At 68.7% G+C, this 25464-nt stretch carries 20 protein-coding genes; 6 read left to right on the forward strand and 14 right to left on the reverse strand.

Annotation, left to right across the window (positions count from 1 at the left end; all coding sequences use genetic code 11):
* The first annotated feature begins 101 nt into the window (after positions 1–101).
* Positions 102–2162: an RNA degradosome polyphosphate kinase gene (locus ACFOY2_RS13980; protein ID WP_379528405.1), complete on the forward strand. Its 2061-nt coding sequence runs from the start codon at positions 102–104 to the stop codon at positions 2160–2162.
* Positions 2155–2985, forward strand: coding sequence for an NUDIX hydrolase (locus ACFOY2_RS13985; protein WP_379528406.1), 831 nt, complete (start codon positions 2155–2157; stop codon positions 2983–2985). The genes ACFOY2_RS13980 and ACFOY2_RS13985 overlap by 8 nt, the downstream gene beginning before the upstream one ends.
* 15 nt (positions 2986–3000) lie before the next feature.
* On the opposite strand, the gene ACFOY2_RS13990 is transcribed toward ACFOY2_RS13985, so the two are convergent.
* The 4 genes from ACFOY2_RS13990 to ACFOY2_RS14005 form a co-directional block, all read right to left on the reverse strand.
* Entirely contained in the window at positions 3001–4176 is a 1176-nt protein-coding gene (locus tag ACFOY2_RS13990) for a cytochrome P450 (protein WP_379528407.1), read from the reverse strand.
* Entirely contained in the window at positions 4173–5654 is a 1482-nt protein-coding gene (locus ACFOY2_RS13995) for a CYTH and CHAD domain-containing protein (protein WP_379528408.1), read from the reverse strand. Before ACFOY2_RS13995 ends, ACFOY2_RS13990 begins: the two co-directional genes overlap by 4 nt.
* Before the next feature lie 51 nt (positions 5655–5705).
* Positions 5706–6029 (reverse strand): glyoxalase, encoded by a 324-nt coding sequence (locus ACFOY2_RS14000; RefSeq protein WP_379528409.1) that lies wholly within the window; start codon positions 6027–6029, stop codon positions 5706–5708.
* A gap of 143 nt (positions 6030–6172) precedes the next feature.
* Positions 6173–6943, reverse strand: a complete 771-nt coding sequence (locus tag ACFOY2_RS14005) for a trans-aconitate 2-methyltransferase (RefSeq protein WP_379528410.1) — start codon at positions 6941–6943, stop codon at positions 6173–6175.
* Positions 6944–7000: 57 nt separating this feature from the next.
* On the opposite strand from ACFOY2_RS14005, the gene ACFOY2_RS14010 reads away from it, so the two are divergent.
* Complete coding sequence (locus ACFOY2_RS14010) at positions 7001–7507, forward strand: MarR family winged helix-turn-helix transcriptional regulator (RefSeq protein WP_379528411.1); 507 nt, start codon at positions 7001–7003, stop codon at positions 7505–7507.
* Between the two features lie 216 nt (positions 7508–7723).
* Here ACFOY2_RS14010 and ACFOY2_RS14015 read toward each other — a convergent pair whose 3' ends face one another.
* The 4 genes from ACFOY2_RS14015 to rsmA all read right to left on the reverse strand — a co-directional run bounded on the left by ACFOY2_RS14015 (position 7724) and on the right by rsmA (position 12778).
* Positions 7724–9598 carry an ABC-F family ATP-binding cassette domain-containing protein gene (locus ACFOY2_RS14015; protein WP_379528412.1) on the reverse strand — a complete coding sequence of 625 codons (1875 nt, stop codon included), beginning with the start codon at positions 9596–9598 and terminating at the stop codon, positions 7724–7726.
* Positions 9599–9766: 168 nt separating this feature from the next.
* Positions 9767–10669, reverse strand: a complete 903-nt coding sequence (locus ACFOY2_RS14020) for a 4-(cytidine 5'-diphospho)-2-C-methyl-D-erythritol kinase (protein ID WP_379528413.1) — start codon at positions 10667–10669, stop codon at positions 9767–9769.
* Between the two features lie 253 nt (positions 10670–10922).
* The gene (locus tag ACFOY2_RS14025; RefSeq protein WP_379528414.1) at positions 10923–11681 is read right to left on the reverse strand and encodes an NlpC/P60 family protein; all 759 of its coding nucleotides are present in this window, start codon (positions 11679–11681) and stop codon (positions 10923–10925) included.
* 248 nt (positions 11682–11929) lie between these two features.
* Positions 11930–12778 carry a 16S rRNA (adenine(1518)-N(6)/adenine(1519)-N(6))-dimethyltransferase RsmA gene (rsmA, locus tag ACFOY2_RS14030; protein WP_379528683.1) on the reverse strand — a complete coding sequence of 283 codons (849 nt, stop codon included), beginning with the start codon at positions 12776–12778 and terminating at the stop codon, positions 11930–11932.
* A 67-nt stretch (positions 12779–12845) separates the two neighbouring features.
* On the opposite strand from rsmA, the gene ACFOY2_RS14035 reads away from it, so the two are divergent.
* Positions 12846–14774 carry a serine/threonine protein kinase gene (locus ACFOY2_RS14035; protein WP_379528415.1) on the forward strand — a complete coding sequence of 643 codons (1929 nt, stop codon included), beginning with the start codon at positions 12846–12848 and terminating at the stop codon, positions 14772–14774.
* Positions 14774–15961, forward strand: coding sequence for a hypothetical protein (locus tag ACFOY2_RS14040; protein ID WP_379528684.1), 1188 nt, complete (start codon positions 14774–14776; stop codon positions 15959–15961). The genes ACFOY2_RS14035 and ACFOY2_RS14040 overlap by 1 nt, the downstream gene beginning before the upstream one ends.
* Before the next feature lie 53 nt (positions 15962–16014).
* On the opposite strand, the gene ACFOY2_RS14045 is transcribed toward ACFOY2_RS14040, so the two are convergent.
* From ACFOY2_RS14045 to ACFOY2_RS14060, 4 genes are all read right to left on the reverse strand, one after another.
* A complete protein-coding gene (locus ACFOY2_RS14045; RefSeq protein ID WP_379528416.1) occupies positions 16015–16929 on the reverse strand; it encodes a ubiquitin-like domain-containing protein in 915 nt (304 codons plus the stop codon).
* An 82-nt stretch (positions 16930–17011) separates the two neighbouring features.
* Positions 17012–17866, reverse strand: a complete 855-nt coding sequence (locus ACFOY2_RS14050) for a TatD family hydrolase (protein WP_379528417.1) — start codon at positions 17864–17866, stop codon at positions 17012–17014.
* Positions 17867–17943: 77 nt separating this feature from the next.
* Entirely contained in the window at positions 17944–19728 is a 1785-nt protein-coding gene (metG, locus tag ACFOY2_RS14055; protein ID WP_379528418.1) for a methionine--tRNA ligase, read from the reverse strand.
* Between the two features lie 438 nt (positions 19729–20166).
* Entirely contained in the window at positions 20167–21387 is a 1221-nt protein-coding gene (locus ACFOY2_RS14060) for a glycosyltransferase family 2 protein (RefSeq protein WP_379528419.1), read from the reverse strand.
* 99 nt (positions 21388–21486) lie between these two features.
* On the opposite strand from ACFOY2_RS14060, the gene ACFOY2_RS14065 reads away from it, so the two are divergent.
* Entirely contained in the window at positions 21487–23076 is a 1590-nt protein-coding gene (locus ACFOY2_RS14065) for a hypothetical protein (protein ID WP_379528420.1), read from the forward strand.
* Here ACFOY2_RS14065 and ACFOY2_RS14070 read toward each other — a convergent pair.
* A complete protein-coding gene (locus ACFOY2_RS14070) occupies positions 22970–24559 on the reverse strand; it encodes a dolichyl-phosphate-mannose--protein mannosyltransferase (protein ID WP_379528421.1) in 1590 nt (529 codons plus the stop codon). The two genes, ACFOY2_RS14065 and ACFOY2_RS14070, sit on opposite strands and share 107 nt — an antisense overlap.
* Positions 24560–24566: 7 nt before the next feature.
* Positions 24567–25415, reverse strand: coding sequence for a 16S rRNA (cytidine(1402)-2'-O)-methyltransferase (rsmI, locus tag ACFOY2_RS14075; RefSeq protein WP_379528422.1), 849 nt, complete (start codon positions 25413–25415; stop codon positions 24567–24569).
* Positions 25416–25464: the final 49 nt, after the last annotated feature.

Consider the following 25464-nt stretch of genomic DNA (forward strand, 5'->3'; position numbering starts at 1 on the left):
CACCCTGGGTGACGATGGCGTGTAGCCGGCTTGACCATTAGGGGTGAGCCGTTGCTGCTACGTTAACGTTCTGTTCAACCAATCGGGGCAATATAGGTCATATGTCCGCGGAACCGTTGCACCCCGCCAACGACCTACCCCTGCCACAGGAGCGGTTCCTCAACCGCGAGGAAAGTTGGCTCCAATTCAACGAGCGGGTGCTCGAACTCGCCGAGGACTCCACGCTCCCCCTTCTCGAACGGGTGCGCTTTCTGGCGATCTTCGCGAGCAATCTGGATGAGTTCTTCCGCGTACGGGTGGCGGGGCTCAAACGCCGCATGGCGACCGGCCTGCTGCTGCGGACCAAGAGCGGGCTGAAGCCGCGCGAAGAGCTGGCCAGGATCGCGACGATCGCGAACGAGCTGGCCAAGCGGCACGCGGCGGCCTTCCACGAGAAGATCCTGCCCGAGCTGGCGGTCGAGGGCATCGAGATCGTCAGGTGGGACGACCTGGGCCGCGAGGAGCGCACGGAGCTGCGCAAGCTGTTCAGGGAGCGGATCAGGCCGGTGCTGACGCCGCTGGCCGTCGACCCCTCCCACCCGTTCCCGTACATTTCCGGGCTCAGCCTGAATCTGGCAATACTGGTGCGCAACCCCGTGACCGATCACACGGTTTTCGCCCGGGTCAAGGTTCCTTCGCAGTTGCCCAGGTTCGTACAGGCGTCCAAGGATCGGTTCGTCCCCCTTGAGGATGTCATCGCGGCCCACCTGGGGCAGCTCTTCAAGGGCATGGAGATCGTCCAGCACCACGTCTTCCGCGTCACCAGGAACGAGGACCTCGACGTCGACGAGGACGTCACCGAGAACCTCATGCAGGCCCTGGAGCAGGAGCTGCTCAAGCGGCGCTTCGGCCCGCCGGTTCGGCTGGAGGTCGAGGACACGATCACGCCCGAGGTGCTGGCGCCGCTGGTGGAGGAGCTGGAGCTGGCGCCCCACGAGATCAACCGCCTTCCCGGGCCGCTCGACCTGTCGGGCCTGCACGCCATCGCCGACCTGGACCGGGGCGAGCTCAACTACCGGCCGTTCGTGCCCGCCGAGGTGATCAACGCCGAGGACGACATCTTCTCGGTCCTGCGCGAGCGCGACGTGCTGCTGCACCACCCGTACGACTCCTTCGCCACCAGCGTCCAGCGCTTCATCGAGGCGGCCGCGGCCGACCCCAGAGTCCTGGCGATCAAGCAGACCCTCTACCGCACCAGCGGCGAGTCCCCCATCGTCAACGCGCTGATCGACGCGGCCGAGGCGGGCAAGCAGGTCGTGGTCGTGGTGGAGATCAAGGCCCGCTTCGACGAGCACGCGAACATCTCCTGGGCCCGCAAGCTGGAGCGGGCCGGCTGCCACGTCGTCTACGGCATGGTCGGGCTGAAGACCCACTGCAAGCTCGCGCTCGTGGTACGCCAGGAGCCCTCGGGCGAGCTGCGCCGCTACTGCCACATCGGCACCGGCAACTACAACCCCAAGACCGCCCGGCAGTACGAGGACTTCGGCCTGCTGACGGCCGACCCGCTGGTCGGCGAGGACGTCACCGACCTGTTCATCCACCTGACCGGCTACTCCAACCACTCCGCCTACCGGCGGCTGCTGGTCGCTCCGCACTCCATGCGCAGCGGGCTGGTGGCCAGGATCGAGCGGGAGATCGCGCACCAGCAGGCGGGACGGCCCGCCAGAATCAGGATCAAGACGAACTCGCTGGTGGACGAGCCGATCATCGACGCGCTCTACCAGGCGTCCAGGGCGGGCGTTCCCGTGGACCTGTGGGTGCGGGGCATCTGCGGCCTGCGCCCCGGCATTCCCGAGTTGTCCGAAAATATCCGCGTAAGGTCGGTCCTGGGGCGGTTCCTTGAGCACTCCCGGGTGTACGAGTTCGGCCTGGGCCGGCGGCCCGAGGTGTGGATCGGCAGCGCCGACCTGATGCGCAGGAACCTCGAACGGCGGGTCGAAGCGCTGGTCAAGGTCACCTCGCAACAGCACAAGGCCTATCTCATCGAGCTGATGGACCTGGCCATGGCCGACACCACGAACGCGTGGTGGCTGAACTCCGATGGCACGTGGGCCCGCCATCCGGGCGAGGACCTGCAGAGCCATCTCATCGGTACCCGCCGCTGGAGGACCGTTGATGACTGACCTGCTCCGCGCCGCAGGAGCCGTGGTCTGGAGGGGCGAGGAGACCCGCCCCGAGGTGGCCGTCATCCACCGCCCCAACTATGACGACTGGACCTTCCCCAAGGGCAAGCTGAAGTCCGGCGAGCACGTGATCGCCGCCGCCCTGCGCGAGGTGCACGAGGAGACCGGCCTGACCGTCCTGCTCGGCCGCGCCCTGCCGCCCGTCCACTACATGAGCAGGGCCCGGCTCAAGCGGGTCGACTACTGGGTGGCCCGTACAGCCGAAGATGCCGGGTTCGTCCCCAATGAGGAGGTGGACGAGCTGCGCTGGCTGCCGCTGGAGGACGCGCGGCGGCTGCTGACGTACGAGTGGGACGTGGGGCTGCTGCGGGCGCTCGCGGTCGCGCCGCTCGTGACCGTGCCGCTCGTCCTCGTCCGGCACGGCTCGGCCGGGTCCAGGAACGAGTGGCCGGACGACGACGCGACCCGGCCGCTCGACACCGACGGCCGCTCCCAGGCCGCCGCCCTGGCCACGGCGCTGCCCGCGTACCGGCCCGAGGCGCTGCTGAGCTCGCCCGACCTGCGGTGCGTCCAGACGCTGGAGCCCTACGGCGGCGAGACCAAGGTCGAGCCGCTGCTGAGCGAGGAGGGCCAGGATCCGCGCAAGACGCCCGCCCTGGTCAAGGACCTGACCGTGGCCGCCGTGGTGTGCAGCCACGGGAAGGTCCTGCCCGGGGTGATCGAGGCGTTGAGCGGCAAGACGGTGCACCTGCGCAAGGGCGCCTTCGCCGTGCTGCATCGTACGGACGGGCAGACCGTCAGCGTCGAGCGCTACGCGGCCTGACCCCGCCGCCTCGGGTCACCAGGTGACGGGGAGCTTGGCGAATCCTTCGGCGATCCTCCCCTCGCTGCGGGGCAGCTCCTCGATCGGGACCGCCTGCCGCAGCCCGGGCAAGCGACGGAACAGCCTGCTGAACACGGCCACCAGCTCCACCCGCGCCAGGCTGGCGCCGATGCAGAAGCGCGGCCCGTACCCGAAGCCCACATGCGGCTCCGGATCCGGACGCCGGATGTCGAACACATCTGGATCCGGATAGACCCGCTCATCCCGGTTGGCCACGCCCGGATTGATCACGACGGCCTCGCCCCTGCGGATCACGCGGTCGCCGATCTCGATGTCCTCGTGGGCGTACCTGGGCAGACCGTGCAGGCTCGGCGCGGCCATGCGCAGGATCTCCTCCACCGCGCCCGGCGCCAGCCCAGGGTCGGCTTTGAGCAGTGCGAGCTGGCCGGGGTTGGCGAGCAGGAACAGCACGCCGAAGTCGATGCGGTTGACCGTGGTCTCGTGGCCGGCGAACAGCAGCGTCCCGGCAAGCTCGCCGATCTTCCCGTCGTCGTCCAGTTCGTCCACCAGGTCGGACAGCACGTCCTCGGCCGGCTCGTACCGCTTGCGCCCGATCAGGTCAATCATGTACGCGCTCATCTCCTCGCGCGCGGCCTGCCCCTTCGCCTCGTCGAGCGCGTCGCCCATGCGGGCCGACAGGCCGCCGAAGTAGTCCCTGTCCTCGAAGGGCACGCCCAGGAGCTGGCAGATGACCAGCACGGGCAGCGGGAACGAGAGCTCGGCGTGCAGGTCCGCCGGCGGCCCGAGCTTGACCAGGTGGTCGAGCCGATCGTCGACCAGGGAGCCGACGTGGTCGGTGAGCGCCTTCATCCTGCGGGCCGAGAAGGACGGCATGAACAGCTTGCGCATGTGGTCGTGCTCGGCCTTCTCCGTGGCGCTCTCGCCCCGGGGGCCGCCCAGCAGGGCCGAACCGGACAGTCGTGCGGCCTTGTCGGGCTCTGGGGTGGAACGTCCAAGCCGGGGGTCGTTGAACAGCTTGCGGGTGTCTTCGTACCCGCTGACGAGCCAGACCTCGTCGCCCATGCGGGTGCGTACCCTCGCGATGCCCTCCTTGGCCCGCAGGTCCCGGTAGGCCGCGGGCACGTCGAGCAGGTTGCCGCGTTCGAAGGGGATGACCGGAAGATTGCTCATAGAACCTTCCTCACTGCCGTTAGGGTTTTCTCCCAGACGTTGGGGAACTCGGCGTGGGCCCGCTCGGCCGTGCTGCGCTCGATCCCGACGAGCACGCCGTAGGTGAAGGTGTCCTCACCCGCCTGCCTGGCACTCTCCGCCTCCTTCGCCAGGGTTTCCTGCGCGACCACGCCGTCCTGGTGCGTTCCCAGTATCTCCTGGATGTCCTCGGAGAGCTTGGCCAGCCTGCCCATGTTTCCGCCGATGGCGGGTTCGAGCGCTTCCGCGGTGTATCGAGCGCGCTTGGCGGCCTTGCGAACGTCGTGCATGGCGATCTCACGACGTTCCGGATCGTCGATGGCCTGGGCGGTGTCGTACGCCTTGGTCACCCGGTCCCAGTTGGTGGCGGCGATGGCGGTGAGCCTCTCCTGTGCGGGTTTGGCCGCCGCCTTGCCCAGGTTCGGGCTGGAAATGAGCTCGTCGAGCGCGTTGAGCAGGGCGTAGTAGCGTTCGCCGCTGAGCGCGTCCTTGATCCGCTCGTACGCCTCCTGCTCGCGTTCGTGCAGATCCGCGCCGAGCCGCGCCTGGACGGGCCCGCTCACCAGCTCGGGCGGCAGCTTGGCCAGCAGCTTGGCGAACCTGGCCCTGATCACTTCGAGGTCGCGCGCCTCTCCGAGCACGGCGCCGAGCCAGCGCAGCTCGTCCTGCACGTGTTCGGTGTCGACCACGACGGTCTTGAACGCCTTCAGCGCGCTGCGCATCCGGCGGGCGGCCACGCGCATCTGGTGCACGGCGTCGTCCTCCGCCCTGCGAACGCGCGGGTCCTGGGAGAGCAGGGCGGAGACCTGGCCGGCCAGATAGGCGACGACGATCTCACCGGCAGTGCCCGCTTCGGTGGGGGCTGTGGGGAGCGGGGCGGGTTCGAGGAGCTTGGCGAGCTTGCTGGCGGCCTCCGACGGGGTGGCCCCGGCCTTCCTGAGCCGCTTGCCGACCTTGGCCAGCGTCTTCTCCCCGCCGCCTTCGAGCAGCTCGGCCTCGACCTCGCGCCAGCGCACGATCGTGGGCCGATCGTCCCCGTACACGGTGCCCTTGACGCGGTCGTCGGCGATCTCGACCAGCTCGCTGTCGCCGTCCCTCAGGACGGTGATGCTCCTCTTGGTCTCCAGCTCGGCGACCACCTCGAGGTCGGCGCCGCGGGTGTAGGCGCGCACGAGTTCGGCCAGTTCGCCGGGGACGACCTTGGTGCTGCGGGTGAGCGGGAGCACGATCTCCTGTCGCACTCCCTTGGCTTTGGGCAGCTTCAGGTGCCAGCCGGGATCCGCGCCGCCACGCCTTCGTCTGAGCGTGACTCCTCTGGCGGCCAGCCTCAGATCGGGCGTGTCATAGTAAAGAGCCACAAGCTGATAGCTCCTCGGGCCGACGACGTCACCCAGGCCGCTCAGGTCCGGGATCGCGTACTCGGAGGGGACGTCGAACTTGTCCTCGATCTCGATGCCCACTGCACCTCACAAGAGTCCGATTCGGACAAATCTGTCATCACCCAGTAAACATCACACGGGTTGCAGGAGCTCGATTCTGTTGCCGACCGGGTCAGAGAGGTAGATCCGCCGATATCCCGGGAGAAATTCATCGGGCGTCTGAGCGGCGTACAGATCGAGATCGTCGACCAGGAACGCGGGGTGCGCCTTGCGCGCGGGCCGGAAATCGTCCTCGATGCCGAGATGCACCTCCACCCCCTCGCCCCGGAACCAGACGCCGCCGCGTTTGGCCAGCTCGGGCGGCTTGGGGACCTCTTCCAGGCCCAGCACGCCCTCATAGAACTCCCTCAGCAGCGGCTCGCTGCCCTTGGGCGCGGCCAGTTGAACGTGATGCATCCCTCTGATCGTCATCGTGCCTCCCCAATCACCTTGGCTTTTTTCGTACGCCCTTCACTTTTGCACCGCTTTTACTCCCGTGTACGGCCATCACCGATCTGGCGCCCGGCACTACCGTGAGCCGCCCTCACCCTTTGCGGGAGTCACTTCTGCACCACCACGAAGATCCGCCTGAACGGGAACAGGGTGCCGTAGCTCTGGGCCGGGTACGCCTGCGCGAGCGACTTTCCGAGTTCCTGCTTGAACCGGCGCTGCTCATCGGGGTCTAGCCGGTCCAGGATCGGCCGCAGGGCGGTGCCGGAGACCCAGTCGAGCACGGGGTTGTCACCGTGGAGCACGTGCACGTACGTCGTCTCCCATGCGTCGACCTGGGCGCCGCCGTGGTTGAGCAGGTCGACGTACTCGCTGGGGTCGCCCACCGGATTGCCCCTGGTGAAGTCGCCGAGCTTGTCGGACCAGGCGCGGGAGGCGCACAACTCGCGGATCGCGACGTGGCTCGGGGCCTCGAAGTTGCCCGGCACCTGGAAGGCCAGCCAGCCGCCGGGGGCCAACCCCTCGATCCAGTGCTCCAGCACGTCCTGATGCTGCGGCACCCACTGCAGGACGGCGTTGGAGACGATCACGTCCATCGGCCGGTCCGGCCGCCACGTGGCCACGTCCGCGACCGCGTACCTGACCGGCGCCTCCAGCTGACGAGCCTTGGTGATCATCGCAGGCGAGGAGTCGAACCCCTCGATGGTCGCGTTGGGCCAGCGGACAGCCAGTTGAGCAGTGAGTTCACCGCTTCCGCAGCCGGCGTCCACGACATAATCGGGATTCACCGCCCCCACCCTGGAGATCAGCTCGATGAACGGCCGCGACCGCTCGTCTGCGTATACGGCGTAGGTCACCGGGTCCCAGATATCTCTCGACATGAAGATAATTGATATCGAGAGAGATATCTCGATGTCAAGACAGTACACTCTTGTGTCATGACCGAGGATGCTAGAGACGAGGTCGATCGCCTCGTCGCGGCTTGGCGAACGGAGCGCCCCGACCTCGACGTCGAACCGCTCCAGGTGCTCTCTAGGGTGTCACGACTGGCCAAGCATCTCGACCGCGCCCGGCGGGCCGCGTTCGCCGAGCACGATCTGGAGCCGTGGGAGTTCGACGTGCTCACGGCACTGCGGCGGGCCGGCAAACCGTACGAACTCAGCCCTGGCGCCCTGCTACGGGCCACCCTGGTCACCTCGGGAACGATGACCAACCGCATCGATCGCCTGGCCCAGGCCGGGCTCGTACGCCGCCGGCCCGATCCCGAGGACCGGCGGGGCGTGCTGGTCTCCCTCACCGAGACGGGGCTGGCCCGGGTCGATGCGGCGTTCGCCGACTTGTTGCGGCGGGAGCGAGAGCTGCTCTCCGGGCTGGGACCGGCCGATCAACGCGCCCTCGCATCCCTCCTCCGCACCCTCCTGACCCCCTTCGATTCGCCCACCTAACCCCCGCCCCGACCACCCAAACTGCTGACGGATCGACCGTCGCCAGACCAGCCGCCCGTCCCCAGACCAGCCGACGCCCTCGGAGCGGCCGACCGTCCCAGAGCGGGCAAGGGTGGCCAGGCGGAGCCGCCCGCCTCTGGGCTGGTCGATAACGCCAGCTGACCAGCGCCCGACCGGCCGGCCCGCTGCGGGATGGTCAGTGGACGCCGTACGTGCTCAGTCGCCCAGGCGGTCGGCTACTTCCAGCCATTCGGCCTCGATCGTGTCCTTTTGGGCAGCGACCTCGCGGAGTTCGGCGTCGAGCGAGCCCAGCTTGGCATAGTCGCTGGCCGCTTCCGCCATGGCGGCGTGGAGGCGGGCCTCCTGGTCGGTCAGCTTGTCGAGCTGACGTTCCAGGCGGTTGAGTTCCTTGCGGAGCTCGCGTTCCTCCTTGGCCGAGAGCCCGGCCTTCGCCTGGTCGGTCGCGACAGCGGCCGAGCCGGAGGACGTACCGGAGACGTCCGATGCGGAACGGCCGCCGGAGGTGGCGGGTGCGGTCGCCCCGGTAGTCGTGGACGCGGTGGTCGGCGTGCCGACGCGGGCGGTCACGGCGGTGCCCTCGGCGCGTCGTTCGAGGTATTCGTCCACCCCGCCCGGCAGCAGCGAGAGCTTGCCGTCGCCCAGGAGCGCCACGCAGCGGTCGGTCACCCGCTCCAGGAAGTAGCGGTCGTGGCTCACCAGGATCAGCGTGCCGGGCCAGCCGTCCAGCAGGTCTTCGAGCTCGTTGAGGGTCTCGATGTCGAGGTCGTTGGTGGGCTCGTCGAGCAGCAGCACGTTCGGGTCGTCCATGAGGAGCCTGAGCAACTGCAGCCGCCGCCGCTCACCGCCGGACAGGTCGCCGACGACCTTCCACTGCGCCTCGCCCTTGAAGCCGAGGCGTTCGAGAAGCTGGGAAGCGGACCACTCTTTCTTGCCGACCTGGAGGTACTTGCGTACTTCCTCGACCGTCTCCAGCACCCGCCGCGCCGGGTCGAGCTCGGCCAGTTCCTGGGACAGGTGCGCGAGGCGTACCGTCTTGCCCCTGACGACGCGTCCCACATCGGGCGTGACCGTGTCGGCGAGCAGGCGCAGCACCGAGGACTTACCGGAGCCGTTCACCCCGATCAACCCGATCCGATCCCCCGGTCCGAACTGCCACGTGAGGCGATCGAGCACCAGCGGGCCGCTGTCGGGGCCTCCGGCGTGGAGGGTGACGTTTTCGAGGTCGTAAACGGTCTTGCCAAGCCTGGCCGTGGCGAACCGCACCAGCTCGACGCTTTCGCGCGCCGGCGGCTCGTTCGCGATCAGGGCCTGGGCGGCCTCGATGCGGAACTTCGGCTTGGACGTGCGGGCGGGCGGGCCACGGCGGAGCCAGGCGATCTCTTTGCGCATGAGGTTCTGGCGACGTTCTTCGGCGGCCTGGGCGATGCGTGCCCGTTCCGCCTTGGCCAGTACGTAAGCGGCATATCCGCCCTCGTACCGTTCGACCCGTCCGTCCACGACCTCCCATGTTCGGGTGGACACGGCGTCCAGGAACCACCGGTCGTGCGTCACGACCACCAACGCGCTCTTCCTGCCGGACAGGTGCCCTGCCAGCCAGGCGATGGCCTCGATGTCGAGGTGGTTGGTGGGCTCGTCCAGCATGATCAGGTCGTGGTCGTCGATCAGCAACTGGGCCAGCGCCGTACGCCTGCGTTCCCCGCCGGAGAGGTCGCCGACCTTGGCGTCCAGGTCGAGGTCGCCGATGAGGTTCGAGAGGATCTCGCGTACCTGCTGGTCCCCCGCCCACTCGTGCTCGGCGAGCTCGCCGAGGACGATCTCTCGTACAGAGTCGTCCGGACTCAAGGGGTCGTGCTGCGACAGGAACCCGACGCGCAGGCTCCGGTTGTGGGTGACCCGGCCGCTGTCGGGTCGTACGGTGCCCGCGATGACGGACATCAGGGTCGTCTTGCCGCCCCCGTTGCGTCCGACAACGCCGATGCGCTCCCCGGCCTCCACGCCCAGGGAGACGTCGCTGAGGAGTGGCTTGGGCCCGTAGGCATGGGAGACCGACTCAAGATTGACCAGATTCATGGCCTTCTCAGGGTATCGGCTCCTCACCTACCTCCTGCCCGGTCGCGCACTCCCACCGGTCCGGAATCTGCCAGGCATCTCAGCTCCGGTGGTCATAGGGCCGCTGGAGCCGAGGGACGGCCCCGCCCTTCCCGGGTCGGGAAGGGCGGGAGAGTCGGTGACGAGGGGTCAGATCAGGGTGGCGCCCTGGACGGGGCCGTGGGCGGCGACGGCGGTGTGGGCGGCGCCTGTGGCGGTGAGGCTCTGGGCCAGATCACGGGCGTGAAGGGCGTCGATGGCCAGGAAGGCGCAGGTGGGGCCCGAGCCGGAGACGATCGCGCCCAGGGCTCCGTGCTGGCGGCCCGAGTCGAGGGTGGGGGCGAGTTCGGGGCGGAGGTTGAGTGCGGCCTCCTGGAGGTCGTTGCTCAGGTGGGCGCCCAGGGAGTAGGCGTCGCCGGTGCCCAGGGCCTCCATCAGCGAATCGTCCAACTGCGGCCAGGGAACGTGGGCGGCCGAAACCTCTCTGAGGCGGTCGCATTCTGCGTACACGCTGGCCGTCGAAAGGCCGCCGTTCGCCAGCGCGAAGACCCAGTGGAACGTGCCCCCTGTGGGCAGTTCGCTGAGCTGCTCACCTCGCCCTGTGCCGACCGCCGTGCCCCCGAGCAGGGAGAACGGGACGTCGCTGCCGAGGTCGCCGGCGATCTCCATGAGGTCCTCGAAAGGCAGGCCCAGGCCCCAGAGCTCGTTGCAGGCCACCAGCGCACCGGCGGCGTCGGCGCTGCCGCCCGCCATTCCGCCCGCCACCGGGATGCTCTTCTGGATGATCAGGTCGGCGCCGTAGGTGCGGCCCGCGTGTTTGGCCAGCGCGCGAGCGGCTCGGATCGCCAGGTTGCTGTCGTCGATGGGCACCTGGTCGGACCACTTGCCGTTCACCGCCACGGTGATCGACTCGGACTCCTTCGCCATCACCTCATCGAAGATCGATACTGCATGGAAGACGTTGACCAGGTCGTGGTAGCCATCTTCCCTGAGCGGGCCGACAGAAAGCTGCACGTTGACCTTCGCGGGCACACGTACGGTCACCGAACTCATCGATCTTCTGCCACTCTCATCACTTGCCGGGGTCAAGGACACTCGATGTTATCCGGGGCCGCCGCCCTGACATGCGGTTCTTGAAAGATGACCTCCAGGATGGAGGTTCCCTCGACACACAGAGTCAAGTTGATGGTTATTTGCCCTGATCCCGATCGGCAACCAAGAGTGATCCGATCGTGACGTTATCCCAACGCCGCTGGGGCGTTCGCGCGGGGATGCGGGTGGCTGGGCAAGGCGAGACCTTCGCTGGTCAGCCGGGGCGGACGGCGCCACGGAAGCCGGACCGGAAATACGCGGAGCGGAGGAAGTCGGTCTTCCTCACTATGTCGCCTGTCTTGGGGGCGTGGATCATGACTCCTCCTCCTAAGAACAGGCCAACGTGGGTGGGGTCGCCTGCGCCGCCGCCGAAGAAGAGCAGGTCGCCTGTGCGTCGGGCCGCCAAGGGGATTCTGCGGCCCTGGCGGAACTGGGTGCCCGTGTAGTGGGCCAGGGTTACGCCTGCTTTGGACCAGGCGTAGAGGGTCAGGCCGCTGCAGTCGAAGCCTCTGGTCGTGGCGCCTCTGCCTATCCCCAGGGTGGGGCCTTTGACGGAGCCGCCGCCCCAGGAGAACGAGACGCCCAGTTGGGTCAGGGCTGCTGCGGCCGCGATCTGGCCCTTGGTGATGATCTTCCCTTTGCTGGTCCCCCTGGTCCCGTTGCTGCTCCTCCTGGTCTCTTTAGTGGTCGCCCTGGTAGAGAACCCTCCGTGGATAAGCCTCCCGTGGACAAGCCTCCCGGGGGTGATCCCCCTGGTGGTGATCCCCCTGGTAGCCAACCCTCCGGTCGCGAAGTCTCTTTGGGTGATGGCTTGGGTTTTGGGGGCGGCCTGCGCGGGAGTGGTGAAGGCGGCTTGGGTGAGGGTGAGCAGGGTAATGAGCAGGCCTCCCCCGAGGGCTCGCCGTGGTGGGGTGTGCCGCCCGGGTTGTCGTGCGGTGAGACCCCAATGTTGCGGGGTGGAGTGGGAGTTCATGCGGGCAAGGATCGTTCGGCGGGGTGGGGTGGCAGGCGGCCGAACGTGGTTCTGTGGAAAAGAGAGGGGTGGTGGGTGAGGGCTGTGGAGAACCGCGGTCGGTGGAAGACCACCGCCCGTGCAGAACCACGGTCTGGGGAGAACGGGGGCTGTGGGGGGCTCCGAGGCGGGGTGGGGTGGTGGCTGGGGGTGGTATTGACCGTGGAGGAGGGGGTGGTGGGCCTGCGGGGTTCGCGGGCCTCTGCTCGTCAGTTCTTCTTGGGGCGGTGTTCGGCGATGCGGGCGAAGGCTGTGACGTCCAGTTGTTCGCCTCTTGATGACGGGTCCACGCCGGCCGCTCGTAGTGCCGTCTCCGCCTGGGCTGGGGAGCCGGCCCAGGAGGCCAGGGCCGCGCGCAGGGTCTTGCGGCGTTGGGCGAAGGCGGCGTCCACGACCTGGAAGACCTCCTCCCGCCGCACCGTGGTGACCGGGGGTTCGCGGCGGGTCAGGGAGACGAGGCCGGAGTCGACGTTGGGGACGGGCCAGAAGACGGTACGGCCGACAGGGCCGGCTCGGCGGACGTCGGCGTACCAGGCGGCCTTGACGGAAGGAATCCCGTACACCTTCGAGCCGGGACCGGCGGCGAGGCGGTCGGCGACCTCCGACTGGACCATGACCAGCCCCTTGCGCAGGGACGGGAGCGCCTCCAGGAGGTGGAGGACGACCGGGACGGCCACGTTGTAGGGCAGGTTGGCGACCAGCGCCGTGGGGGTGAAGCCCGCGAGGTCGTCGGGGGTGATCTTCATGGCGTCCGCGTTCACGACCGTGAGCTTGTCGGACAGGTCGCGTTCGGCGACCGTGACGGGGAGTTGGGCGGCGAGCACCGGGTCGATCTCGACGGCGACCACGTGGGAGGCCGCGGGCAGGAGGGCCAGCGTGAGCGAGCCGAGCCCCGGGCCGACCTCGATGACCACGTCTTCCGGGGACAGGTCGGCGACGCGGACGATGCGCCGGACGGTGCCCGCGTCGATCACGAAGTTCTGGCCCAATTTTTTTGTCGGACGAAGATCTAGCTTGTCCGCCAAAATACGTATTTCTGCAGGGCCCAACAGCCTCATCATCCAACCAGTCTCCCGCATCGAAGAACCTGCGATGGCGGATGGGGAGACCAAAGGAGAGGATGGCGTGGAACAGGAAGGAACGTCCCTCATGGAGCCAACGGGCGCCGCTCCGCTCCGCCCGACGGATTTGCGGGAGATCGGGCCGTACCGGCTGCTCGGACGGCTCGGCGAAGGCGGCATGGGGACCGTCTTCCTCGCGCGCGCCCCGACGGGGCGGTTCGTCGCGCTCAAGGTCGTGAAGGTGGAATTCGCCAATCAGGAGGGGTTCGCGGCCAGGTTCCACGTGGAGGTGGAGAACGCCCGCAGGGTGGCGTCGTTCTGCACGGCCCAGGTGCTGGACAACGGCAACACCGGGGACGGGCGGCCTTACATGGTCACCGAGTACATCGCGGGCACCCCTTTGTCCGAGCAGATCGCGAAATATGGGGCCTTGGAGCCGGGGCCGTTGCATGGTGTGGCGTTGGGGGTCGCGGCGGCGTTGGCGGCGATCCATGTGGCCGGGCTGGTGCACAGGGATTTGAAGCCGGCGAACGTGATCCTGTCGCTGTCCGGACCCCGGGTGATCGACTTCGGGATCGCCCGCGCGCTCGACAGGGAGACCGGATTCACGCTTTCCGGCGAGTTGCTGGGCAGCCCGGGGTGGTGGGCGCCCGAGCAGGTACGCGGTGAGGCCGTCAGCCCGGCGGCCGACATCTTCGCCTGGGGCTGCTTGGTCGCCTACGCGGGCAGCGGACGGCACCCGTTCGGCCGCGGCGACCCCATCACGCTGGCCAATCGCGTACTGAACAACCCGCCCGAGCTGGGAGCGCTGCCCGCGCCGCTGGACGCCCTCGTACGCCGCGCCACCTCCATGGAGGCCGCGGCCCGGCCCACGGCGCAGGAGCTGCTGATCGCCCTGGTGGGCGGGAGCGTGCCCGCGCAGACCTCGGCCGCCGATCCGCCGACGCTTGTCGCGACCGAGATGCTGAGCGAGTGGCGGCCGCCCCAGAACGTGGTGGACGAGCCCGACATCACGGCGACGTTCACGACACCGCCGCCCAGCGACACCACGGCCAACAGGTCACCCAGCCGGCCGGGGCCCAACCAGTCGAGCGGTGGCGCTGGCCCGTCGGTCCCGTCGGTGCCGTCGCAGCCCGGTCAGGCGTCCGTCGAGGAGTTGGCGCGCAGGGAGGAGCAGGCGGCCAGGGAGGAGTTCGCGCGGTGGGAGGCTCAGGCCAGGCAGCGGGAGCAGGAGCAGGCTCAGGCCCTGGCTGAGCAGAAGGAGAAGACTCGGCTGGACGTCCAAGGGACCGCGCAGGCCGGTGCGCCGGTGCCCGGCGGTGGGCAGGAACGGTTACGCGGACAGGAGCGGTTACCGCAGCCTGGTGGCGAGCAGGAGCGGTCGCAGCCCGGCGCCCTCGCCTCCGAGACCCAGCCCGGCACCATCCGCCAGGAAGTCCTCCCAGGTGAAGAGCCCGAAACCCTCCGCGGGTCGCGTACCCCGGGCACCCGCTGGCTCATCGCGGGCGCCGCGGCCGTGCTGGCCATCGTCGTGACGGTGGCCGTCCTGATCGTCACCTCGGGCCGTAACACGCCCACCACCGCCGCAGGCAACCCGTCCCAGGCCGCCGCCACGACCCGCCCGAACGACGTCGGCCGCAGATTCGCGCTGGGCGCGAACTTCGACGACCCCGTGGCGATCATCGCGGGGGCGCCGGAGTGCGGGCTGAAGGAGTACGAGGGCAAGACGGCCACCCAGGGCCAGCTCTGCGTGATCCGCTGGACGATGCTCAACCCGGGCGGCGAACGCAAGCTGCTCATCCAGCCCGTGGTCACCCTGCTCGACGACAGGGGCGGCGAGCACGATCCGGCTCCGGTCATCCTGCCTCCCGCCATCCTCCCGGGCGCGCGGGTGGACAGCGCGTTCGTGTTCGACCTGCCCATGTACCGCAAACCCATGAAGATGACGGCGACCATGCTCGAGAACGGCAAGCAGATCGAGGCCGGGCTGTGATGATCCGATCGGCGCTCATCGCGCTCATGCTGGCGACGGGAACCCCGCTCGTGTCCACCGCCACGGCCGCCTGCGCCGGAGCCGCCGACTTCGACGGCGACGGCCTGGACGACGTGGCCGTGGGCGACCCGTTCGCCGACGGCCAGAAGGGATCGGTGCACGTGGTGTCGGCCGGCAAGGTCGTCCCCGTCACCGTCCCGGACCTGGCCGCCGGCGACGCTTTCGGCTGGTCCGTACGGCTGGCGAAGGTCAACGCCGACGCCTGCGCCGACCTTGTGATCGGCGCCCCGTACACGGACGTGGACAGCATCGAGGACGCCGGGGCCGCGTACGTCGTCTATGGCGGGGGTGTCGCGCCGCCGCAGCGGTTGACGGCGGTCCGGCCGCAGCGGTTCGCCCACTTCGGGTGGTCGGTGGCGGCCCGCGACGATCTGGTGGCGATCTCCGCGCCGTACGAGGACGAAGCCGATCTCCTGGACGTGGGCGCCCTCTACGTGCGCAAGGGCGCCGGCCAGCTCAGGAGGATCAGTCAGGAGACCGTGGACGTGCGCGGCAACAGCGAGGTCGGCGACCAGTTCGGCTGGTCGATGGCGTTCGGGCCGAAGAACACGCTGGTCGTCGGCGTCCCGTACGAGAACGACGACGGCGCGGGACGGCAGATCGAGAGCGGCAAGATCGACTCGGGCGCGGTCGTCTTCATCGACGACGTGCTGGCGCCCCGGATCACGTCGGTGAAGCTCGACTCGCCGACCGACGTCTCCGGCGACAAGTACGGCTACGCGGTCGCCTACTCCGAGGGCTCGGGTTACGCGGTGAGCGCACCCGGTTCCGGCTACGTCCAGCTCATCGGCCCCGACAGGAAGCCGACGAGGACGGTGACGCAGGCGGGCGGGCAGGCGTTCGGGTTCTCGCTGGCGGCCTCGGCGGACGGCAGGCTGGCCATCGGCGCACCCTACGGGGGCGGTGTCTGGATCGTCTCGTGGGAGGACGCGGCCGAGGACCGGCGGCTGGAGAACGGCGACGGGCTGTTCGGGTGGTCGGTGGCGTTCAGCGGCAACAAGCTGTTCGTGGGGCAGCCGGACGCGCAGCCGTACGGGAAGGTCGCGGTGGCCGGGCGGAACGCCGGGACGCCGGAGTCGCTCCAGCCCGCCGACGGCGCGGACTTCGGGGTGTCGGTGTCCGGCTGAGGCCGAAACCCCGCTCAATGCGCCTGGCGAGAGGTGCCTTCGAGGCGTGGTGCCTATGTGTCCTGGAACAGGTGGGCGCCGCAGTTCGGCCACTGGCCCTGCCACCTGCCGCTCACCCGCTGGTAGAGGAGCTGGGCCCGATAGGTCTGCTCCTCCTCCGGCCAGGAGCTCGGCAGCCCCATGCCGCCCACGACCCGCCACATGGGCAGGCTGAACTGGTACATGCCGTAGTAGGGCCCGCTGGGGTTGTACGCCTCCAGGTCGCCGTGCGCCTCGCACTCCGCCAGAGCCTGCCAGTTGAGGGCCAGGACGTCCGGTTCGATGGGGATGGTGCGCGGTGGGATGACTGTGATGACCGTTCCGTCCTTGGGGAAGCTGCTCAGCGGCGGGGTCACCTGGTAGCCGCGGCCGAGCGTGACGCGTTCGCGCCTGAGCACCTCCCGCACCGTCCGCGCGGTGGTGCGCGAGGTCACCCGGTTGGCGCCCGCGACCACATACACCTTGCGCCTGGTGTAAAAGGTGATCGACATCCCCGACAGCGGCACCACGTGGCTGGGCGGGGCGGAGAGCTTGCCCGCCGCGGGGGTGAGGGCGAGTTCGGCCAGGGCGTCGCCCACGTTCGTGGCGGTGACCAGGTGTTCCGTCGTGCGGCCGTCGAGGGTCAGGGTGAAGGGGCGCGCGCGGCGCACCTCGATGGTGGTGCCGTCGGCGACCGCCTCCTGCTCCGATGGCCGGACGACGTCGGCGTGGCCGACTGCGACGCCGGCCTCGTCGAGCACCTCGTGCACGGTCCCCGCGAACCCGCGCACGGCTATCGACTCGCCGTCCACGACCACGACCACATCTTTGACCAGGATCGACACCGCGATGATGCCGCCGAGTGCCACCGTGCCGACCAGGCACACGACCGGCGTCCACGGGGAGCGCCACGGGATCGGCGGACGCGGCGCACGCCTCTTGCCTCGCACGAACCACCTCCGTTAGCGGCCAGACGGCCCGAACGCTAACGGTGGCGGTGGCACGGCAGCCGCCGGGTTCACCAAAAGATGGTCACCACTCGCCGAAGACTGTGCTTCCGTTGGCAGTGATCGCCTCACACAGCTCGTCCTGATGGACGTTTTTGACCTCGGCGAGGCAGCGCAGGATAAGCGGGATGAGGTATGGGGCGTTGGGCTTGCCTCGGTGCGGGACGGGCGGCAGGTAGGGGGCGTCGGTCTCGACCAGCATGAGCTCTTTGGGGGCGATCTCGGCGGCCTCGCGGAGGTAGGCGGCGTTCTTGTATGTGACAGGACCGGAGAAAGACATGAAATATCCGGCCTCGACACACTTCTTTGCCATCTCGGCGTCGCCCGAGAAGCTGTGGAACACCACGACGTCCGGCGCCCCCTCGGCGGCCAGCACCTTCAGCACGTCGTCGTGCGCCTCCCGATCGTGGATGACCAGGGCCTTTCCGGTGCGCTTGGCGATCTCGATGTGGGCGCGGAAACTCGCGTGCTGGTCGTCCTTGCCGGCCCAGTCGCGGTAGTAGTCGAGCCCGGTCTCCCCCACGGCCCGCACCTCGGGACGGCCCGCCAGCGCCTCGATCTCGGCCAGCACCTCGGGCGTGGCCTCGTGGGCCTCGTTGGGATGGATGGCCACCCCGGCATACACGCCCTCCTGCGCCGCCGCCGTGTCCGCGTTCCAGCGCGAGGACTTCAGGTCGTAGCCGATGGTGACCAACCTGGTCACGCCGACGGCCCGCGCGTCCTCCAGGATGCTCCGTACGCTGGCCGCCGCCGCCTGCGCGGCCTGCGCCACCGGGTCGCCCGACGACGCCTGCCTGTTGCCGACCATGATGTCGAGGTGACAGTGACTGTCGAACACAGGGGCGGAAAGCGGCTCTGGAGCGGCGGGAATCTTGGTCACGCCCTCTAAAGTAGCCCCCCACGCCACGGGAGCGTTGCCGCAGGGCCGGCGGCGACGCGCCACCAGCCCTCGCGACCTCACTCGCCCAGCCGGGCCAGCTCTTCCTCCACGACCTTCGGGTCGAGCTTCTTGAACAGCGGCACGGGCGGCGCGAGCGGCGTGCCCGGCTTGATCGGCCGGTGCTCCCAGCGGGCCGCCGCTCCGTCGTACTCGCCGGTGATCACCGGGTAGGGGGTGCCGCCGTCCTCGTCGACCTCGCGGATCTCCGGCATGCCCGACCACACGCCCTCGCCGCCCAGCATGCCGAAGACCTTGTTGGACGAACTGGGCAGGAACGGCGTCAGCATCGTCTTGGCGTCGTCGACCACCTGGAGCGCGACGTGCAGGATCGACTTCTGCCGCTCCGGGTCGCCCTTGAGCTTCCACGGCTCCTGCTCGGCCAGGTACTTGTTGGCCTCGCGGACGACGTCGAACGCCTCGGTGATCGCGTTCTTGAACCTCGACCTGCCCAGCTCCGCCCCCACCGGCGCGAACGCGTTACGCGAACGCTCCAGCAGGGCCCGGTCGGCGTCGGTCAGGTCGCCGGGCTCCGGCACGGCCCCGAAGTTCTTGGCCGCCATCGAGATCGACCGGTTGACCAGGTTGCCCCAGGCCGCGACCAGCTCGCCGTTGTTGCGGTTGACGAACTCCTGCCAGGTGAAGTCGGTGTCCTGGTTCTCGGGGCCGGCCACCGCGATGTAGTAGCGCAGCGCGTCGGCGTCGTAGCGGGCCAGGAAGTCACGCACGTAGATGACGATCTGGCGCGAAGAGGAGAACTTCTTGCCCTCCATCGTCAGGAACTCGCTGGAGACCACCTCGGACGGCACGCTCAGCGCACCCAGAGAGCCCGGCGAGCCGTCGCGCGCGCCGATGCCGCTGTAACCGAACAACATCGCCGGCCAGATCTCGGCGTGGAAGACGATGTTGTCCTTGCCCATGAAGTAGTAGCCGCGCGCGTCGGGGTTCTGCCACCACTGCCGCCACGCGTCGGGGTCGCCCGAGCGCCTGGCCCACTCGATGGAGGCCGACAGGTAGCCGATGACCGCGTCGAACCACACGTACAGCCGCTTGTTGGACTGGTCGCGCCAGCCGTCGAGCGGGATCGGCACACCCCAGTCGAGGTCGCGGCTGATCGCCCTCGGCTGCAGGTCGCCGAGCAGGTTGAGGGCGAACTTCAGCACGTTGGGCCGCCAGTCGCCCTGCTTGGACTGCAGGTAGGAGCCCAGCACCTCGGCGAAGGCCGGCAGGTCGAGCATGAAGTGCTCGGTCTCGACGAACGTGGGGGTCTCGCCGTTGATGCGGCTCTTGGGGTTGATCAGCTGGATCGGATCGAGTTGGTTGCCGCAGTTGTCGCACTGGTCGCCACGGGCGCCGTCGTAGCCGCAGATGGGGCAGGTGCCCTCGATGTAGCGGTCGGGGAGCGTGCGCCCGGTGGAGGGGGAGATCGCGCCCATCGTGGTCTTGGGGAAGATATAGCCGTTGTCGTAGAGACCCTTGAAGATCGCCTGCGTGACGGCGTAGTGATTCTTCGTCGTCGTCCTGGTGAACAGGTCGTAGGACAGGCCCAGGCCGGTGAGGTCTTCCGCGATCACCCGGTTGTAGCGGTCGGCCAGCTCCCTGGCGGTGACGCCCTCCTTGTCGGCCTGCACCTGGATGGGCGTGCCGTGCTCGTCGGTGCCGGACACCATCAGCACCTTGTTGCCCGCCATCCGCTGGTAGCGGCTGAAAACGTCGGACGGCACGCCGAATCCTGATACGTGCCCGATATGCCGAGGACCGTTAGCGTACGGCCACGCGACAGCGGTCAAGATGTGCTGGGACATGATTCCTAGCCTACGGGGAATTAATGATCATTTTGTCGCTCACCAGCCCCGACCGTTCCCATCCCGCACCGCAATGGCTGATGTTCTTCCATCCAGTACGCGCTGCCGTGGCCAGCCACCCACCGTACTCCGGCTCATGGCCCTCCAGGAAACGGCCTCTGACCCTTCACCGGTACTCGCCGTTACGCGAGCCCAAGTTGCCCGGCTTCCGTGGGCCGGCGTTGCCCGGCCGCCTCCAGGGTGCCCGCTTGACCACGGAGCCGGCCCAGGAGGCGCTTCGTAGCGGCGGTGCGCCACTGAACGGTCAGCGGGCGTTTCCTGGATGGAGGCCAGCCAGCTGCGGCGGGTGGCTGACCACGGCAGCGCGTACCAGATGACAACAGCACCACGGGCGGGCCGTCAGAACGAGAGTTGGCTGGTAGCTACGGGGAGAAAAAGTTACTTCTTCGAGTTTTCCAGGGAGACTGCTGCTGCCGCCTCTTCGGCGACCTTGGCGGCCGCGTCGAGGGAGGATTCGCGGGTGCGGCGGATGCCGAGGATGCTGATGAACAGGGCCGCGAAGATGGTCTGGAAGCTCATGATGAGCGCTGTCGCCGACGGCACCACGATGCGCAGCGACTCGCGCGGGTTGAGCTCGCCGAAGCTGCGCACCTGCCAGTGGACCAGCGACATCACCAGGCCGACGAGGCCGGCCAGGGCGAGCAGCCCGCCCACCACGAGGCCCTTCTCCAGGGTGATGATGTCGATGAGTTTGCGGATGCGTGGCGATTCCGGCAGGAAGCCCTCTTCTGCCGCGTACACCTTCGTGAACACCGCGAACAGCGCCGCCTGGAAGCCGATCACCACCATGGCCGACGCGCCCACGAGGGTGTCGACGTCGAAGGCGAGTTCGCCGATCTTCACCGGGCCGAATGTCAGGGCCGTGCCGACGATCGCGCCGATGACCATCATGAGCAGGCCGGGGTAGAAGAACAGCCACTTGGGGCTGTAGAGCAGCAGGAAGCGCAGGTGGCGCCAGCCGTCGCGCCAGGAGCGCAGGTGCGGCGGGCGGGAGCGGCCGTCGGGTGAGAGCGTCGTGGGCACTTCGCGCACGTCGAGGCCCGACAGCGTGGAGCGGACGACCATCTCCGAGGCGAACTCCATGCCGCCCGTCTGCAGCTGGAGCCGCAGGATCGACTCGCGCCTGAAGCCGCGCAGGCCGCAGTGGAAGTCGCCGATGGCCGACGGGAAGAACAACCGGCCGACGAACGACAACACCGGGTTGCCCAGGTAGCGGTGGAGGGGCGGCATGGCGCCTGGGGCGATGCCACCCTTGAATCGGTTGCCCATGACCAGGTCGGCGCCGTCGCGTAGCTGCTCGACGAACGGCAGCAGCGCGGTGAAATCGTAGGAGTCGTCGGCATCGCCCATGATGACGTATTTGCCGCGCGCCGCCCTGATCCCGCCCATAAGGGCGTTTCCATAGCCCTTCTCGTCGACGTGGACCACGCGGGCTCCGGCGTCGCGGGCAAGCTGTTGCGAGCCGTCCGTGCTGCCGTTGTCGGCGATCAGGACCTCGCCCTCGATGCCGTGCTCCTCCATGCACGCCAACGCCTTGCGTACACAGACTTCCACGGTCTCCGCCTCATTGAGGCAGGGCATGACCACCGTCAGTTCCACGTGTCTACCCTTCAGTTAAGACTCTTCCAGTAGACCATGATGCCCTGAACACGGACGTGCTCGGGCACAGACGTGGAAACGACTGGCATTCTTTAGAGCATGGTGAGCGTCGCGGAGATTACCCCTGTGGACCACTCCGCCCCTGGCCGGGCAGCTCGTGCGCTGTCCATGTTGCGCCGGCATCGGGTGTTCGCCGCGGCTTTCGGCGTTGGTGCCGTGCTGCGGCTCATCACCATGCTCGGCTACGGCCCGGCCATGTGGTTCAACGACTCCTACGAGTACGTTTCGGTGGCTCTGCACCCAAGGCCCCACCCGATCAGGCCCGACGGCTACAGCGCCTGGCTGATGCTGCTCAAGCCTTTCCACAGTTTTACGCTGGTGATGTTCACCCAGCATCTGATGGGGCTGGCCACGGCCGCGCTGATCTACGCGCTGCTGCGCATCAAGTTCAGGCTGCCGAAGTGGGGCGCCACGCTGGCGGCGGCGCCGGTGCTGTTCGACGCCTACCAGATCCAGCTTGAGCAGATGGTGATGTCCGACACCCTGTTCCTGCTGCTCGTGGTGGGCGTGATCACGCTGGTGCTGTGGAAGCGGCGCCTGACGTGGCAGGCGGGGGCCGTAGTGGGCCTGCTGCTGGCGCTGACGTGGCTGACGCGTTCGATCGGCCTGCCGATCCTGGCGCTGGTGGTGCTCTACCTGCTGGTCAAGCGGACCGGCTGGCGCCCGATCGTCGCGCTGCTCACGGCGTGCGCGATCCCGGTGATGGCGTACATGGGCTGGTTCGCCTCCGCGTACGGCAAATTCGCCATGACCAACAGCGACGGCCTCATCCTGTACATGCGCACGGCCATCTTCGCCGACTGCAACAAGATGGACATCGACAAGTACAAAGAGGTCCAGCTTCTGCTGCTGTGCATCAACGATCCGGTGAGCCAGCGCAAGGACTACGCACAGTGGTACCTGTGGGGCCAGGGCAACGGCGACGGCACGGGCACCGGTGAGGTGCTGCACCGCTGGGGCATCAACAAGAAGTGGAGCGAGATCACCAACGACGCCGCCAGCAAGTTCGCCACGCGCGCGATCCTGTCGCAGCCGGGCGACTACCTGAAGGTGGTGGCGCGCGACTTCTTCCGTTCGTTCCACTGGGCGCGCCCGCGTTTCCCGGACGAGTCGACGTACAACATGTACCAGTTCAAGCCGTACGTCGAGAACGACGAGAACGGCCAGCCCAAACGGCTGCCGAAGTGGTCGTCCTACGCGGGCGGCCGGACCGACACCGACGCCTTCAGCTACGAGCAGGGCCCGCCGGAGACGAGGATCGTGCACCCGTGGGCCGACATCATGAGCGGCTACCAGAAGGTGTTCTACCTGCGCGGCATCATGCTCGCCGGCATCCTGCTGATCGGCCTGTACGGCGTGGCCGTGCGCTGGCGGAAGTTCGGCGGGCCTGTGGCGCTGCCCTGGCTGGGCGCGGTGGGGCTGCTGCTGGCCCCGGCGGCGACGGCCGAGTTCGACTACCGCTACGTGCTTCCCGCCGTCCCGCTGGCGTGCATCGCGGCGGCGATCACGCTGCGCCGCGGCGTCACTTGGGGGCGACTGTCACCCAGGAGCGCATCAGCATCCGGGCCCACCACTCGGCGTGCGAAATCGTCTCGGCGGTCAGCACCGGGGAAATCCACCAAAAGTTGATCAGCACGATGAGCGCGAACGCCCCGACCGCGGCCGCCCCGACCGCCCGCCGACCGGCCGGGGCGTTCTGTTTGCCCAGCGCCTGTCCCGCGACCAGCACGAGGGCCAGCACCATGAACGGCACCACGGGGATCATGTAGAACAGGTACATCGTGCGGTTGTCGGCGATGGCGTAGTAGAACCAGGGCAGCCAGCCCGCCGCGAAGGCCAGCAGAACGGCCCCGGCCCGCCAGTCGCGGTTCGACACGTACCAGACGATGAGGCCGATGAGGGCGAGCGCGGCGGCGTACCAGAGCGCGGGGGTGCCGACCCCGAGCACGGCCTGCGAGCACTCGTTCGCCCCGCAGGCCGACGGCGGCAGGCCCGTCGGGTAGTGGAAGGAGACGGGCCGTAACAACAGCGGCCACTGCCAGGGCTCCGACATGTACGGGTGGTACTCGTGCAGGCCGCTGTGGTAGCCCAGCACCTGCAACTGGTACTGCACCCACGAGCGCACCGAGTCGACCACGAAGAACGCCGGGCCCGACGAGGTGGCCTGGTCCCAGTTGCGCCCCCAGCCGTTGGCGCCGGCGAACCAGCCCGACCACGAGGCCACGAACGTCACGGCGGGCGCGATGGCCAGCGCCGCGAAGGCGCCGGGCACGTCGTGGGCCAGCCCCCCACGGTAGGGCTCCCGCAGTCCCAGCGCCCGTCTGGCCCCCATGTCCCACATCACGCTCATCAGCGCGAAGGCGATCAGGAAGAAGATCCCCGACCATTTCACGGCGCACGCGGCCCCGAGGCAGACCCCGGCGGCGATCCGCCACGGCCGCCATCCCAGTTTCGGCCCCCGCTCGGTGATCGCCGCGCGTTCGTACCGGTCGACGAGCCTGCCCCGCGCCCAGTCCCGGTCGGTCACCAGGCAGGCGAACCCGGCCAGCACCCAGAACATCAGGAAGATGTCCAGCAGGGCCGTGCGCGACAACACCAGGTGCAGGCCGTCGAGGGCCAGCAGCAGCCCGCCCAGGCAGCCGAGCAGCGTCGAGCGGGTCATCCTGCGCGCCACCCTGGCCAGGATGAGGATCGACAGCGTGCCGACCAGGGCGGCCATGAAGCGCCAGCCGAACGGGGTCATCCCGAACAGCCACTCGCCCACCCCGATCATCCACTTGCCGAGCGGCGGATGGGCCACGAAGGAGGCGCAGTCGTCGGGCTGCGGGCACTGCTTGAAGATGTCGAGGTTGCCGGTGATCAGCCGTTTGTCGGCGATGGGGTTCTTGCTGTCGCCGAGCATCGACCGCTCGACGCCGTACTTGAGCAGCGAATAGGCGTCTTTGGCGTAGTAGGTCTCGTCGAAGACGACCGCCTTGGGCTCGCCGAGCCGGACGAAACGCAGGATCCCGCCGAAGATCGCGACCGCCAGCGGCGCCAGCCAGCCCACCAGGGCGGTCCCCTGGAAGGGCGGGACCAGCCGACGAACCGAATCCCCCCAGTTCTTCACCATGCGCACCCTATGTTGTGGGAGATCGTCTGTGAACCAGGTCATACAGCTCGCGTTTGGGGATCCCCGCCTCCTTGGCCACGTCGGCGACGGCGAGCTTGCGCTGCTCGCCCTCGGCGACCCTGCGGTCCACCTCGGCCACGAGCGCGTCGAAGTCCACCTCGCCCGCCTCGGCCACGTGGCCCGCGACGACGACCGTGATCTCGCCCTTGACGCCCCCGGCCGCCCACTCGGCCAGCTCGCCGAGGCCGCCGCGGCGCACCTCCTCGTAGGTCTTGGTCAACTCCCTGCACACGGCGGCCGGCCGGCCCGCGCCGAACGCCTCCGCCATCGCCTCCAGGGACGCGGCCAGCCGGTGCGGCGCCTCGAAGAAGACCATCGTGCGCTCCTCTGCCGCCAGGCCGGACAGGCGGCGGGCCCGGTCGCCGGGCTTGCGCGGCGGGAAGCCCTCGAAGCAGAACCGGTCGCTGGGCAGCCCCGACACGGCCAGGGCGGTGGTGACGGCGCTCGGCCCCGGCAGCGCGGTGACCGTGATGCCCGCCTCGACCGCCAGGGACGTCAGGCGGTAGCCGGGGTCGGATACGCCCGGCATGCCGGCATCGGTGATGACCACGACCGTGCGGCCCTCTTTGAGGCTTTCGAGAAGCTCCTGGGCGCGGCCGGCCTCGTTCTGGTCGTAGTAGGACACCACCCTGCCCGCGATCTCCACGCCCAGGTCCTGCGCGAGCCTGCGCAGCCGCCTGGTGTCCTCGGCGGCCACGATGTCGGCGCTCCCGAGCACCTCGCGCAGCCGCGGCGAGACGTCGCCTGCCTGGCCTATGGGGGCCCCTGCCAGCACCAACCTGCCCTCTGCAATCACCTGACCATTGTGGCAGGGCATCCCAATTAGACCGTGTTTCCTTGGTAAC

It is taken from the genome of Nonomuraea purpurea, assembly GCF_042650645.1.
Taxonomy (GTDB): Bacteria; Actinomycetota; Actinomycetes; order Streptosporangiales; family Streptosporangiaceae; genus Nonomuraea; species Nonomuraea purpurea.

Bases quoted from the DNA above. Each gene is read 5' to 3' on its own strand.
- ACFOY2_RS13980 (WP_379528405.1), top strand. From the start codon at position 102: ATGTCCGCGGAACCGTTGCACCCCGCCAACGACCTACCCCTGCCACAG.
- ACFOY2_RS13985 (WP_379528406.1), top strand. From the start codon at position 2,155: ATGACTGACCTGCTCCGCGCCGCAGGAGCCGTGGTCTGGAGGGGCGAG.
- ACFOY2_RS13990 (WP_379528407.1), bottom strand. From the start codon at position 4,176: ATGAGCAATCTTCCGGTCATCCCCTTCGAACGCGGCAACCTGCTCGAC.
- ACFOY2_RS14000 (WP_379528409.1), bottom strand. From the start codon at position 6,029: ATGCATCACGTTCAACTGGCCGCGCCCAAGGGCAGCGAGCCGCTGCTG.
- ACFOY2_RS14005 (WP_379528410.1), bottom strand. From the start codon at position 6,943: ATGTCGAGAGATATCTGGGACCCGGTGACCTACGCCGTATACGCAGAC.
- ACFOY2_RS14010 (WP_379528411.1), top strand. From the start codon at position 7,001: ATGACCGAGGATGCTAGAGACGAGGTCGATCGCCTCGTCGCGGCTTGG.
- ACFOY2_RS14015 (WP_379528412.1), bottom strand. From the start codon at position 9,598: ATGAATCTGGTCAATCTTGAGTCGGTCTCCCATGCCTACGGGCCCAAG.
- ACFOY2_RS14020 (WP_379528413.1), bottom strand. From the start codon at position 10,669: ATGAGTTCGGTGACCGTACGTGTGCCCGCGAAGGTCAACGTGCAGCTT.
- ACFOY2_RS14025 (WP_379528414.1), bottom strand. From the start codon at position 11,681: ATGAACTCCCACTCCACCCCGCAACATTGGGGTCTCACCGCACGACAA.
- rsmA (WP_379528683.1), bottom strand. From the start codon at position 12,778: ATGAGGCTGTTGGGCCCTGCAGAAATACGTATTTTGGCGGACAAGCTA.
- ACFOY2_RS14040 (WP_379528684.1), top strand. From the start codon at position 14,774: ATGATCCGATCGGCGCTCATCGCGCTCATGCTGGCGACGGGAACCCCG.
- metG (WP_379528418.1), bottom strand. From the start codon at position 19,728: ATGTCCCAGCACATCTTGACCGCTGTCGCGTGGCCGTACGCTAACGGT.
- ACFOY2_RS14065 (WP_379528420.1), top strand. From the start codon at position 21,487: ATGGTGAGCGTCGCGGAGATTACCCCTGTGGACCACTCCGCCCCTGGC.
- ACFOY2_RS14070 (WP_379528421.1), bottom strand. From the start codon at position 24,559: ATGGTGAAGAACTGGGGGGATTCGGTTCGTCGGCTGGTCCCGCCCTTC.